12 protein-coding genes are annotated in these 12,652 nt (G+C 64.2%); 2 read left to right on the top strand and 10 right to left on the bottom strand.

Going from position 1 to position 12,652, the window contains the following annotated elements:
• Positions 1-213 precede the first annotated feature (213 nt).
• From cyoE to ACVOLQ_RS21490, 4 genes are all read right to left on the bottom strand, one after another.
• Complete coding sequence (cyoE, locus tag ACVOLQ_RS21505; protein WP_313171082.1) at positions 214-1,107, bottom strand: heme o synthase; 894 nt, start codon at positions 1,105-1,107, stop codon at positions 214-216.
• A 3-nt stretch (positions 1,108-1,110) separates the two neighbouring features.
• Positions 1,111-2,274, bottom strand: coding sequence for a COX15/CtaA family protein (locus tag ACVOLQ_RS21500; protein ID WP_481529252.1), 1,164 nt, complete (start codon positions 2,272-2,274; stop codon positions 1,111-1,113).
• Between the two features lie 10 nt (positions 2,275-2,284).
• Positions 2,285-2,860 (bottom strand): hypothetical protein, encoded by a 576-nt coding sequence (locus ACVOLQ_RS21495; RefSeq protein ID WP_313495698.1) that lies wholly within the window; start codon positions 2,858-2,860, stop codon positions 2,285-2,287.
• Positions 2,861-3,121: 261 nt separating this feature from the next.
• Positions 3,122-3,856: an SURF1 family protein gene (locus ACVOLQ_RS21490; protein ID WP_481529251.1), complete on the bottom strand. Its 735-nt coding sequence runs from the start codon at positions 3,854-3,856 to the stop codon at positions 3,122-3,124.
• 57 nt (positions 3,857-3,913) lie between these two features.
• Between ACVOLQ_RS21490 and ACVOLQ_RS21485 the strand changes: the two genes are divergently transcribed.
• Positions 3,914-4,132, top strand: a complete 219-nt coding sequence (locus tag ACVOLQ_RS21485) for a twin transmembrane helix small protein (protein ID WP_282268147.1) — start codon at positions 3,914-3,916, stop codon at positions 4,130-4,132.
• A gap of 45 nt (positions 4,133-4,177) precedes the next feature.
• On the opposite strand, the gene ACVOLQ_RS21480 is transcribed toward ACVOLQ_RS21485, so the two are convergent.
• The 6 genes from ACVOLQ_RS21480 to ACVOLQ_RS21455 all read right to left on the bottom strand — a co-directional run bounded on the left by ACVOLQ_RS21480 (position 4,178) and on the right by ACVOLQ_RS21455 (position 8,917).
• Positions 4,178-5,053, bottom strand: coding sequence for a cytochrome c oxidase subunit 3 (locus tag ACVOLQ_RS21480; RefSeq protein WP_313171089.1), 876 nt, complete (start codon positions 5,051-5,053; stop codon positions 4,178-4,180).
• Between the two features lie 22 nt (positions 5,054-5,075).
• Entirely contained in the window at positions 5,076-5,666 is a 591-nt protein-coding gene (locus ACVOLQ_RS21475; RefSeq protein WP_313171091.1) for a cytochrome c oxidase assembly protein, read from the bottom strand.
• Positions 5,663-5,800 carry a hypothetical protein gene (locus tag ACVOLQ_RS21470; protein ID WP_313171092.1) on the bottom strand — a complete coding sequence of 46 codons (138 nt, stop codon included), beginning with the start codon at positions 5,798-5,800 and terminating at the stop codon, positions 5,663-5,665. Before ACVOLQ_RS21470 ends, ACVOLQ_RS21475 begins: the two co-directional genes overlap by 4 nt.
• 11 nt (positions 5,801-5,811) lie before the next feature.
• Positions 5,812-7,422, bottom strand: coding sequence for a cytochrome c oxidase subunit I (gene ctaD, locus ACVOLQ_RS21465; RefSeq protein ID WP_313171094.1), 1,611 nt, complete (start codon positions 7,420-7,422; stop codon positions 5,812-5,814).
• Positions 7,423-7,484: 62 nt separating this feature from the next.
• Positions 7,485-8,426, bottom strand: coding sequence for a cytochrome c oxidase subunit II (gene coxB / locus ACVOLQ_RS21460; protein ID WP_313171095.1), 942 nt, complete (start codon positions 8,424-8,426; stop codon positions 7,485-7,487).
• Between the two features lie 17 nt (positions 8,427-8,443).
• On the bottom strand, positions 8,444-8,917 hold the full coding sequence (locus ACVOLQ_RS21455) for a DUF2244 domain-containing protein (RefSeq protein ID WP_313495702.1): 474 nt from the start codon (positions 8,915-8,917) through the stop codon (positions 8,444-8,446).
• A 292-nt stretch (positions 8,918-9,209) separates the two neighbouring features.
• Here ACVOLQ_RS21455 and putA point away from each other — a divergent pair, with 292 nt between their 5' ends.
• Positions 9,210-12,428: a bifunctional proline dehydrogenase/L-glutamate gamma-semialdehyde dehydrogenase PutA gene (gene putA, locus ACVOLQ_RS21450; RefSeq protein ID WP_481529250.1), complete on the top strand. Its 3,219-nt coding sequence runs from the start codon at positions 9,210-9,212 to the stop codon at positions 12,426-12,428.
• Positions 12,429-12,652: the final 224 nt, after the last annotated feature.

Here is a 12,652-nt window from a genome sequence, read left to right as displayed (position 1 = left end):
AAAAGCCCCCCCCCGGGGGGGGCGCCCGCCCCCCCCCTCGCCCCCGCCCCCCCCTACAACCCCCCCGCCCCCGCGGGGCCCCCCACTACATGAAGCAAAGCAAAGCTAACCCCTCCCCAGCCCTCCCCTTGCCTGCGGCAAAGGGAGGGAGCACAGCTGCATGGCGGCATACAAATGAAAAGGCCGGCTAATGCCGGCCTTTTCATTGCTTGATCACAACCAGGGCAATAGCCAATGGTCGACCAGCAGGAAGGCGAACAGCGCCATCAGGTAGACGATGGAATAGCCGAACATCTTCATGTTGAACATCTCGTCCGGCGGGTTCTGCATCTTCCAGGCGTACCAGAGGAAGACGATGTTCAACACCGTCGCCCCGCCCAGGTAGAACATGCCGCTCATGCCAATGGCCGCCGGCAGCAGCGTCACCACCGCCAGCACCACCGAGTACGCCAGGATCTGCTTGCGGGTATGCGGCACGCCGTGGGTGACCGGCAACATCGGGATCTCGGCCTTGGCATAGTCGGCGCGGCGGAAGATCGCCAGCGCCCAGAAATGCGGCGGGGTCCAGATGAAGATGATCAGCACCAGCAACGAGGCGTAGGCCCAATCGGAACTGCCCTGCATGCCGGTGATCGCCGCCCAGCCCAGCAACGGCGGCGTCGCCCCAGCCAGGCCGCCGATGACGATGTTCTGCGATGTCGCGCGCTTCAGGTAGACGGTGTAGATCACCGCATAGCCGATCAGCGAAGCAAACGTCAGCACCGCGGTGATGACGTTCACCCACAGCACCAGGATGGTCATCGACAGCGCGGTCAACGCGCCGGCAAACACCAGCACCTGCCGCGGCGAGACCTTGCCGACCACCAGGGGCCGCCACGAGGTACGCGCCATCTGCGCGTCGATGCGCGCATCCAGCAGCTGGTTGATCGCCGCAGCGGCCGAGGCCGACAGCCAGATGCCAAGGAAACCGAGCAGACCGGTCACCACCTGCGCGATGGTCGGCAGGCCCGGAATTGCCAGGCACATGCCGACCAGGGCGGTGAACACAATCAGTGCCACCACCTTCGGCTTGGTCAGGTCCCAGTAATCACGCCATGTTGTACGCATCATTCACTCCGGGGCGCGCAGCCGCGCCAGCAGCGTGACCAATACAAACAACAAGGCAACCGCACCGCCGCTGTGCATCACCGCTACGGCCAGCGGCAGCGCCAGCTTGACATTGAGCACGCCCAACGTCACCTGCAGCAGCAACAGCACGATGACCGCACTTGCCCAACCGCGCATGCCCGGCAAACGGAACATGCGCACCGACAGCACCAACAGGTACAGCGCCACCAACACCGCGAACATCCGGTGCGCCATCTGGATGGCGATACGCGAGGCCCCGTCCAGCACGCCGCCTTCGTAATCCACGCCGATACCGCGCCACAGGGTGAAGCCTTCCGTGTAGTTCTGCTGCGGCCACCACTGGCTGACGCAGCGCGGGAAGTTGTCCAGCGAGGCACTGCCGCCGCCGCAGGCCAGCGCCGCGTAGTTGGCGCTGACCCAGCCACCGAGCGCGATCTGCAGTACGACCAGGGCAACCGCACCGCGCAGCCACCAGCGCAGGCGCGGTGCCTCGGCCAGGGTGATCGGCAGATGCGTTGCCTTCCACGCCATCCACACCAGCATGCCGAACATCAGCATGCCGCCAAGCAGATGGCCCATCACCACGATGGGCTTGAGCAGCCAGGTGACCGTCCACATGCCGAGCAGGGCCTGGAACACGACCACCGCCAAGGTCAGCACGGCAGCGCGCGCCAGATCGATGTTGGACCAGCGCAGCGCCGCCAGCAGCAGGATCGCTTCACCGCCAATCGCCAGCACGCTGGAGGCCACATGCTCGCCACGCATATACAAAGGTATCGCCAGCGCGACCAGCGCCGAGGCGGTGACTATCTGGGCGATGCCGTGCTTGCGCCGGCGTGCCGCCAGCAAGGCCAGGGTCAGCACTTCAACGCCGAGCAGGCCGGCCAGGAAACGGTGCACCTGCTCACGCCAGGCCTTGTGGGTTTCCAGCGGGCGGATCTCGCTGGCCACGTGCTGGGCGGCTTCCATCTGGGTCTGCGGCCAGGTCACGCGGCCATAGCAGGTAGGCCAATCCGGGCAGCTCAGGCCGGCGTCGGACAGGCGCACGAAGGAGCCGAACATGATGGTGCTCGCCGTCATGATCAGTGCGAACCACGCCAGTCGGTGGAAATTGCGGTACAGCGCCGGACGCGCGGAGGCATTCATCGAACGGAACTCACATCAGTTTCAACAGCTTGGATAGATCAGCCCGCAATCCACCCGGTTCAAAACCCGGCGCATAGCGGAATACCACAAAGCCATTGGGATCAATCACATACACCGGGATACCGGCCGGGTCATCCACCCCCGGCAGCTTGCCCCGGAACGCAGGCTGGGGCTGCAGCACCTTCAGTGCCGGCATGGCGGCCACCTGCTCAGGCGGCGTGCCCAGCCACAATATCTCGACATTATCCGCGTTATGGCCGAACAACTGCCACACCTTGTCCAATTGCTGCGACAAAGTGACGCAGGCCGGCGCACAGTCAGCCGGCGGCGCCAGCAGGATGCGCCAGTGGCGCTCGCCCGGATTCCAGTCGTAGGCCTGACCGTTGGCCAGGTGCAGCTGTTCGCTGCGCAGGTCCAGCGCCGGCTGCAGCAGTTCACCGTGGTGGCGGTTGATCTGCGGCGTCCAACCGGAGAAGCGCAGGATGCCGGCCAGCGCCATCGAGCCGAAGAACATGGCGAAGATCAACAGCAATACCCGGCGGCCGCGGTTGCGGGTGGCGAGCTGGTCGGGGGTGAGTGCGTTCATCGTCAAGACCGGGATTGGAGAGTCGGGATTGGGGAATGGGGTGAAGCCTGAGCAAAGCTGGAGCAGAAGCTTGAAGCACCCCTCCCCGGCCCTCCCCTTCACCTTCGGTGAAAGGGAGGGGGAAACTCAACGACAAAGGCAGGAGCAAGGCTCAAAGCGACGGCGCAGCGCTCTGCCCCCTCCCTTGCGCGTAGCGCAGGGGAGGGTTGGGGAGGGGTGCTTTGGCTTTGGCTTTGGCTTTGCCTTCCAAACAGCTCCAACCTATCCCCCATTTCCAGCTCCCGCCTTCCTGCGCTTCTTGAACTGCAATACCAGCGCAATCAACAACACCGCCAAGGCCATCGCGAACCATTGCACCGCATAGCCAAGGTGCCGCGAAGGCGGCAAGGTATTGGGAAGCAGGTCCAGATCGCGCGCATAGCCCAGCGGTAAAGCTGGGTCCAATCGCAGCACCTTGGGCGCCAGCGCACCAGCACCCAGGCCCAACTGCGTGGCAATAGCCGGCAGATCCATCCGCGTCGCCAACCAGGTCTGCGGTTGCTTGCCGGCAGTCAATGCAGGGCCCAAGGCGATGCCAGTGGCAGGCGCAGGCGCCCACAACCCTTGCAGCGCCTGCGTGCCCTGCTCTGCGCTGATCGTGGGCATGCTGCGGTCCGCAGGCAGCGGCAGCCAGCCCAGATCAACCAGCACGACGGCTCCGTCGGCAGCGCGCGCAGGCTGGTAGACCTTGATGCCAGCGCGACCTTCCCGCAGTTGGTTGTCCAGCAGCACGCTGCCGGGCAGGAACTGCAGCTGGTCACGCACCCAATGCAGGGAATCCGGGGCGGCGGCGGCCTGGGGCAGGCTGAGCGCGGCGTCGCGGCTGGGCGGCAATTGCGCAAGCAGGGTTTCTTTTTCGTGCTTGCGCTGCAGCTGCCAGCCGCCCAAGGCGCAGAACACGACCGCCACCAGCACCGCCACCAGCCAACCCAAGATCGCTGTGTGCTGTCGCGTCATGACAAGCTGCCGCCAAGCGGGTGATATAGCACTGCCCTTCCACCCTTCGAGCCACGCATGAATGATTCGTTGAAGACCTTGCTGGTAATCGCGTTCTTGATCGTCATCGTCTGGAATCTTGGAGCCGGCCTCTATTACCTGATGATCGATCGCGGCCAGACCAAACGGACGGTCAATGCGTTGACGCGGCGTATCGCGCTGTCAGTGGTGTTGATCCTGCTGGTTGCCCTGAGCATCTACATGGGCTGGATCAAGCCGCATGGTGTTGGCGGTTGAACATCGCAGCAGCCGCACTGCATGCAGCGCGGCTGCTGACACCTGTTACAGCACGTAGACAAACAGGAATAGCATCAGCCACACCACGTCGACAAAGTGCCAGTACCAGGCGGCTGCTTCGAAACCGAAATGGTTGTCACGGGTGAAGTGACCCTTGGCGGCGCGGAACCACATCACCGTCAGCATGATCGTGCCCAGCAGCACGTGCGCGCCGTGGAAGCCGGTCAGCATGAAGAAGGTGGAACCGTAGATGCCCGAGCCCAGGGTCAGGTTCAACTCCTTGTAGGCGTGGATGTATTCCTCGGCCTGGAAGAACAGGAACACGCAGCCCAGTACCACCGTCGCACCCAGCCAGATCAGCAACTGCTTGCGGTTGCCCGCCTTCAGTGCGTGGTGGGCGATGGTCAGGGTCACGCCCGAGGTCAGCAGGATCAGCGTGTTGAGCAGCGGCAGGCCCCAGGCCGGAATGGTCTGGAAGGCACCACCGATGTCGGCCGGGCCGTTGGTCGGCCACGCTGCCGAATAGCCATCCCACAGGTATTCATTGGTGAGCACGCCATGGCCTTCACCGCCGAGCCACGGTAGGCCCATGTTGCGGGTGTAGAACAGCGCGCCGAAGAAAGCGGCGAAGAACATCACCTCGGAGAAGATGAACCAGATCATCCCCATCCGGAACGAACCGTCGACCTGGCGGTTGTAATTGCCGCCCACCGATTCGCGGATGACATCGCCGAACCACAGGAACAGGGTGAACACCAGCATCGCCACGCCGGTGAAGAAGGTCCAGCGGCCCCAGCTGGCGTCGTTGAGCCAACTGGCCACCCCGACCATCATCACCAGCATCGCGATCGATCCTACAAACGGCCATTTGCTGCTGCTTGGCACGAAGTAGACGTTGGGATCAGGCGTGTTATGGGCCATGGCGTTGCTTCCGGGTCCGTGATCAGGGAGCTGCGTGTGCGGCGGCCGCGGCGTTTGCCGGGGCCAGGCGTTCGGTCAGCGCATCATTCTTGTAGAAGGTGTAGGACAGGGTGATCGTGTTGACGTCGGCCGGCAGGTCCGGGTCAACGATGAAACGTACCGGCATGTCGCGCTTCTCACCGGCCTGCAGGGTCTGCGCGGTGAAGCAGAAACATTCGGTCTTGTTGAAGTAGCCCGAGGCGCGTGCCGGCGCCACCGACGGCACCGCACTGCCAACCAGCGCGCGGTCGCTATCGTTGCGGGCGAAGTACAGGGCTTCGTTCAACTCGCCCGGCACCACGTCCATCGTCAGCTTCTCCGGATGGAAGGCCCACGGCAGCTTGGAATTGACGCCACCATCAAACTCCACCCGCACGGTGCGCTTGCCACTCGCCGCGTGCGCGTTGGTTTCATGCGTGGTCGCGCCACGCTCCAGGCGTACGCCGAACACTTTTTCGCAGGCGATGCGGTACAGCGGCACCAACGAGAAGGTCAGCACGAATACCGCGAAGGCCACGCCGATCAGCCGGCCAAGGCCGGCGTTCGGCTTGGGTGCGGGCGTCGGCGTGGTCAACTCGCCAGCACCCCGGACAGGATGAAGCCGACATAGACCGCTACCGCGATCAGGCCAACGATCAGCGCGGTGCGCCGCGAACGGCGCCTGCGCAAGGCCAATTCTTCAGCCTGGAAATGTTCATTGCTGCTCATTGCCAGCCTCCTCAGTGCGTCACGTCATCATGTGCCAGGTCACCCGGCTTGATCACCGGCGGCACGGTGAAGGTATGCGCCGGCGCGGGCGACGGAATGGTCCATTCCAGGCCCTTGGCGCTTTCCCAGGCACGTGCTTCGGCGCGCTTGCCGTTGCGCAGCGAGGCCAGCAGGATCGCCGCCATCATGAACGGCGTCGCGAACATGCCAAACGCACCGATCGAGCTGATCAGGTTCCAATCGGCGAACACCGGGTTGTAGTCCGGGATACGCCGCGGCATGCCGGCCAGGCCAAGGAAGTGCTGCGGGAAGAACAGCAGGTTGACGAACACCATCGTCCACCAGAAATGGAACTTGCCCCAGAACTCGTTGTACATGCGGCCGGTCCACTTTGGCCACCAGTAGTACACCGCGGCAATCAGTGCCAATACCGCGCCGGTCACCAGCACGTAATGGAAGTGCGCCACCACGAAATAGGTGTCGTGGTACTGGTAGTCGGCCGGCACGATCGCCAGCATCAGGCCGGAGAAACCACCGATGGTGAACAGGATCACGAACGAGATGGAGAACAGCATCGGCGTTTCAAACGTCAGCGAGCCCTCCCACATCGTGCTGACCCAGTTGAACACCTTCACCCCGGTCGGGATCGAGATCAGCATCGTGGCGAACATGAAATAGATCTCGCCACCCAGCGGCATGCCCACCGTGAACATGTGGTGGGCCCACACGATGAACGACAGGAAGGCGATGGCGGCGGTGGCGTAGACCATGGCCTGGTAGCCGAACAATGGCTTGCGGCTGAAGGTCGGCAGGATCTCGCTGACCACGCCGAACGCCGGCAGGATCATGATGTAGACCTCGGGGTGCCCGAAGAACCAGAAGATGTGCTGGTACATCACCGGGTCACCGCCACCGGCGGCGTTGAAGAAGCTGGTGCCGAAGAACTTGTCGGTCAGCAGCATGGTCACCGCGCCAGCCAGCACCGGCATCACCGCGATCAGCAGGAAGGCGGTGATCAGCCAGGTCCAGCAGAAGATCGGCATCTTCAACAGGTCGATGCCCGGCGCGCGCATGTTGAGCACGGTGGCGATGATGTTGATCGCGCCCATGATCGAGCTGACACCGGCCACGTGGATGGCGAACACGCTGAAGGCGACGTTGTAGCCACCCTGCAGCGACAGCGGCGGATACAGCGTCCAGCCACCGGCCGGTGCACCACCGGGCAGGAACAGGGTCACCAGCAGCATGCCGAAGGCCACCGGCAGCAGCCAGAACGACCAGTTGTTCATGCGCGGCAGCGCCATGTCCGGCGCGCCGATCTGCAGCGGGATCATCCAGTTGGCGAGGCCGACGAAGGCCGGCATCACGCCACCGAAGATCATCACCAGTGCATGCACGGTGGTCATCTGGTTGAAGAACTCCGGCTTGACGAACTGCAGGCCGGGTTGCGCCAGCTCCAGCCGGATCACCACGCTCATCGCCGCGCCGACGATGAACATCGTGAAGCTGAAAAGCAGGTACAGCGTGCCGATGTCCTTGTGATTGGTGGAGAAGAACCAGCGCTCGAAGAAGCCCTGTTGGTGCCCGTGGTGATCGGAGTGGTCCACTGCGGTATTCGCCATTGCAACTACACCTCTTTATCCGTTTTCAGGCATCGCGCCGGCAACACCGGCACGCAGTGGTATCAGGCACCGGCCGCCGCAGCTGCGGCGGGTGTAGCGTCGGGTTGGGTTGCAGCCGGCGTAGCCGCAGGTGCCGGCTCGGCAGCAGGTGCGGGCGCAGCCTCGGTAGGCGCGGCAGGCGCAGGCTTGCGCGAGGCCAGCCAGGATTTGAACTCGTCCTTGGACACGGCCTTGACCACGATCGGCATGAAGCCATGGTCCTTGCCGCACAGCTCCGCGCATTGGCCGCGGTAGACGCCTTCGGTTTCGATGTTGGTCCAGCGCTCGTTGATGAAGCCCGGCACCGCATCCTGCTTCCAGCCCAGAGCGGGCACCCACCAGGCGTGGATGACGTCATCGGAAGTGATGACGAAACGGACCTTGGTATCCACCGGCAGCACCAGCGGGTTGTCCACGTCCAACAGGTAATGCGGATCGCTGGCCATGGTCGGCACGCTGCCGCTCTGCCGCACTTCGTCGGACTTGCGGTCCAGGCGGCTGGTGAAGGCGACGTCTTCACCCAGGTATTCGTACTTCCACATCCACTGATAGCCGGTGATCTTCACCGTCATCTCGGAATCGCGGGTGTCGTACATGGCGATCAGCTTGGCGGTGGCCGGCCAGGCCATCACTACCAGGATGATGATCGGGATGACGGTCCAGATGATTTCCGCCTTGGTGTTGTGGCTGAACTGCTTGGCCACCGCCCCCTTGGACCTGCGGAACTTGAAGATGGCATAAGCCATGGCGCCGAACACCAGCACACCGATGACGGTACACACCCACAAGGCCACCATATGTGCGTCCCACGCCATACGCGAGGTATGGGTGACGCCCTTGCCCATATTGAGCTGCCATTCCTTGGGATCGGCCGATTGCGCCCATGCTGCCTGCGCCGACAGCATCATCGCTGCCGCTGCCAAACCGTGTTTCAACTTCGCGCCCCACACGCTGCTTTGCTTCATTGCCTAGACCCTTGACGTCATCGGTTGCTGCCATTGCTGGCCGCGAGCAAGCCTTCAAGTGTCACCGCAAGTTCCCGACGTTCCACGGGCGCGAGGAAACTCCCCACTTCCACCCACTTGCCGCTGGAAACCAGCAGGACCCGTTCCTTCCCGGTCACCACCCGCACCCAATAAGGGTGCGCATGGAACACCGGCGAAACTCCGGCTGCGGGAATTACTTCCACGCAGTCCGGTCCTACCCGGATCTCTTCCTGGCGATTGCTGCTGCGCCAACATGCGCGCAGGGCAGCAGCCACCAGCAAGCCATGCAACAACGCGAAGACGGGTGCCAAGACGTTTCCGGACAACCAACCCAAGCCTGCCGAGAACGCCATCAACCCAGCCAACGCCGCAAACAACTGGACGAACTGCCGAGCACTGAGTGCCCGTGGGGGGTGCAGTAACAACTGCGTCCCTGAGCCATCGGAACCTTGCCGAAGCACCTGGATCATCGCAGCCGCGTCCATACCGCGGAAATCGAGTTCGATGGTAGCCCTGCCCACGCTCGCCCGGCAAGCTTCCATTCATCATCGTCATCAATGCTGCAGTGCACATCAAAACTGTGCCGATATCGTCCAAGCACGTCGATTTAGATGACGGAATCGGCACAATCAAAATCACCTCGCTGAATATTGCAAAAGCGCCCACAGGCCAGTGCTTTCCCCCTGCAAACGGACGCCCGCAGGGGACTAGGAAATCCGCCGCCGAAGATTAAAATGGCCGAATCCAACTGTGGCCGAGCGCATGAACGCAACACCTTCTCCTGATGTCGCCTCCCCTACGTCTCCGGCCCCGCCGCTGCTGACGCCCGAGCTGCCGCCGGCGCCATCCGCGCTGCGCCAGGCCATCACCGATGCATGGCTCAAGGACGAAGCCAGCCACGTGCGCGAGCTGCTGGAACAGGCCCGCCTGCCCGCTGCCGAACAGGCACAGGTACAGGCCACCGCCGCCGACCTGGTGCGCCGCGTGCGCGCACGCGCCAAGAACCAGGGCGCGATCGAAGCCTTCATGCGCCAGTACGACCTGGGCAGCGAGGAAGGCGTGCTGCTGATGTGCGTGGCCGAAGCCCTGCTGCGCATTCCGGACCAGGAAACCGCCGACAAGCTGATCCGCGACAAGCTGGGCGAAGCCGACTGGAAGCGCCACATGGGCCAGTCCGACTCGGTGCTGGTCAATGCCTCCACCTGGGGCCTGATGCTGACCGGTCACCTGGTTGACCTGGCCGATGCCACCAAGCGCGACGTGCACGGCGCCTTCAAGCGCCTGATCGGCCGCGTCGGTGAGCCGGTGATCCGGCTGGCCGTGCGCCAGGCGATGAAGATCATGGGCCACCAGTTCGTCATGGGCCGCACCATCGACGAAGCGCTGGCGCGCTCGCACAAGGGCGACAACAGCAACTACCGCTACTCCTTCGACATGCTCGGCGAAGGCGCGCTGACCATGAAGGACGCGCTGCGCTACCTGGAAGACTACCGCCGCGCCATCCATGCGATCGGCAGCGACAACATCGCCCGCGGCGGCAAGGCCGATGGCGACGTCACCACCTCGCACGGCATCTCGATCAAGCTGTCGGCACTGTACCCGCGCTACGAACATGCCAAGCGCGAGCGCGTGCTCAAGGACCTGGTGCCGGGCGTGCTGGAACTGGCACAGCTGGCCAAGTCCTATGGCATTGGCTGCACCGTCGATGCAGAGGAAAGCGACCGTCTGGAACTGTCGCTGGACATCATCGAGCAGGTGGTCAGCCACCCGTCGCTGAAGGGCTGGGCGGGCTTCGGCATCGTCGTGCAGTCCTACCAGAAGCGCACGCCGTACACGATCGATTACCTCGCCGACCTGGCCCGCCGCATCGGCCACAAGCTGCAGGTGCGCCTGGTCAAGGGCGCGTACTGGGATGCGGAAATCAAGCGCGCGCAGATCGAAGGCCTGCCCGGCTACCCGGTGTTCACCCGCAAGCAGAACACCGACGTGTCCTACATCGCCTGCGCCAAGCGCCTGTTCGGCCATGCCGATGCGATCTACCCGATGTTCGCCACCCACAACGCGGCCACCATCGCCACGATCAAGCAGATTGCCAAGGGCGGCGTGTACGAGCACCAGAAGCTGCACGGCATGGGTGATGACCTGTATGCCGAGGTGATTCCGGCTGACCGTCTGAACGTGCCCTGCCGCGTGTACGCGCCGGTCGGCTCGCACGAAGACCTGCTGCCCTATCTGGTGCGCCGCCTGCTGGAAAACGGCGCCAACTCCAGCTTCGTCAACCGCATCACCGATGAAGACGTGTCCATCGACGACCTGATCCGCGATCCGGTCGAAGCCGTGTCTTCGTTCGCCTCCATCCCGCACCCCAAGATCCCGCTGCCGGTTGATTTGCTGCGCAGCCAGAACCACGACAGGACCAACTCCATGGGCATCAACCTCGCCAACGACAACGAACTGCGCGCCCTGGCCGAGCAGCTCAACGCCGCCATCAAGCCCTGGCAGGCGACGCCGCTGGTGCAGGGCGTGGCCCCGGGCACGCCGTCGCAGCCGGTGGTCAACCCGGCCGACAACCGCCAGGTCGTCGGTCACTGGCAGGCTGCCGATGCCGCCACCGTGCAGAAGGCGCTGGCCAATGCCGTCGCCGCACAGCCGGCCTGGAACCGCACCCCGGCCGCCAGCCGCGCTGCCATCCTCGAGCACGCCGCCGATCAGCTTGAATCGCGTATCGCCGAGTTCATGGCGCTGTGCGTGAAGGAAGCCGGCAAGAGCCTGCCCGACGGCGTCGCCGAAGTGCGCGAAGCGGTCGACTTCCTGCGTTACTACGCCAAGCAGGCACGCGAGCAGTTCGGCACCGCCGAGAAGCTGCCCAGCCCGACCGGCGAGAGCAACGAGTTGCAGCTGCACGGCCGTGGCGTCTTCGTCTGCATCAGCCCGTGGAACTTCCCGCTGGCGATCTTCCTCGGCCAGGTGGCTGCCGCCCTGGCCGCCGGCAACAGCGTCATCGCCAAGCCGGCCGAGCAGACCAACTTGATCGGCTACTACGCCGTGAAACTGCTGCTCGACGCAGGCGTGCCGGAAGGCGTGCTGCAGTTCCTGCCGGGCGACGGTGCCACCGTCGGTGCCGCGCTGACCGCCGACCCGCGCGTGGCTGGCGTGGCCTTCACCGGCTCCACCGAGACCGCCCGCGCCATCAACCGCGCGATGGCCGCACGCGATGCCGCCATCGGCGTGCTGATCGCCGAGACTGGTGGCCAGAACGCCTTCATCGCTGACTCCTCGGCGCTGCCGGAACAGTTGGTCAAGGATGCGATCGGCTCAGCCTTCACCTCGGCCGGCCAGCGTTGCTCGGCAGCGCGCGTGCTGTTCGTGCAGGACGACATCGCCGACAAGGTGATGGGCATGCTGTCCGGCGCGATGGCCGAACTGAAGGTTGCCGATCCGGGCGAACTGTCCACCGACGTCGGCCCGGTCATCGACGCCGATGCACTGCAGATCCTCAAGGATCACGCCGTGCGCATGGACGCCGAAGCCCGCCTGATCGCTGCCGCACCGCTGTCCGAAGCTGCCGCACACGGCACCTTCTTCGCCCCGCGTGCGTATGAGCTGAAAGACCTGAACCAGCTGCACAAGGAAATCTTCGGGCCGGTGCTGCACGTGATCCGCTGGAAGGCCGATCAGCTGGATGCGGTGATCGACCAGATCAACGCCACCGGTTACGGCCTGACCCTGGGCGTGCATTCGCGCATCGACGAAACCGTTGATCGCATCGCTGCGCGCGTCAACGTCGGCAACGTCTACGTCAACCGCAACCAGATTGGCGCGGTGGTCGGCGTGCAGCCGTTCGGTGGCCAGGGCCTGTCCGGCACCGGCCCCAAGGCCGGCGGCCCGCACTACCTGCTGCGTTTTGCCACCGAAAAGACGGTGACGGTGAACACCACCGCCGCCGGCGGCAACGCCTCGCTGCTGACCCTGGGCGATTGATTCTAGCAGTGGCGTGATTGAGAAAAACCCCGCGCAAGCGGGGTTTTTCTTTGCCTCGCGAAAAGCCACCCCTCTCCAGCCCTCCCCTTCGCTGCGCGAAAGGGAGGGAGCGGTAGTGCCGAGCCATGCTGGGCAGTGGCTTTCCCGGCAACGCAGCAGCACCGCAATGACTGTGGAAGCGGCGTCAGCCCCGAAGCCCGCATCAATGAACACCGCCCAATACA

The organism is Stenotrophomonas sp. STEN031 (assembly GCF_056759975.1).
This window is presented reverse-complemented; position numbering and strand designations above follow the sequence as displayed.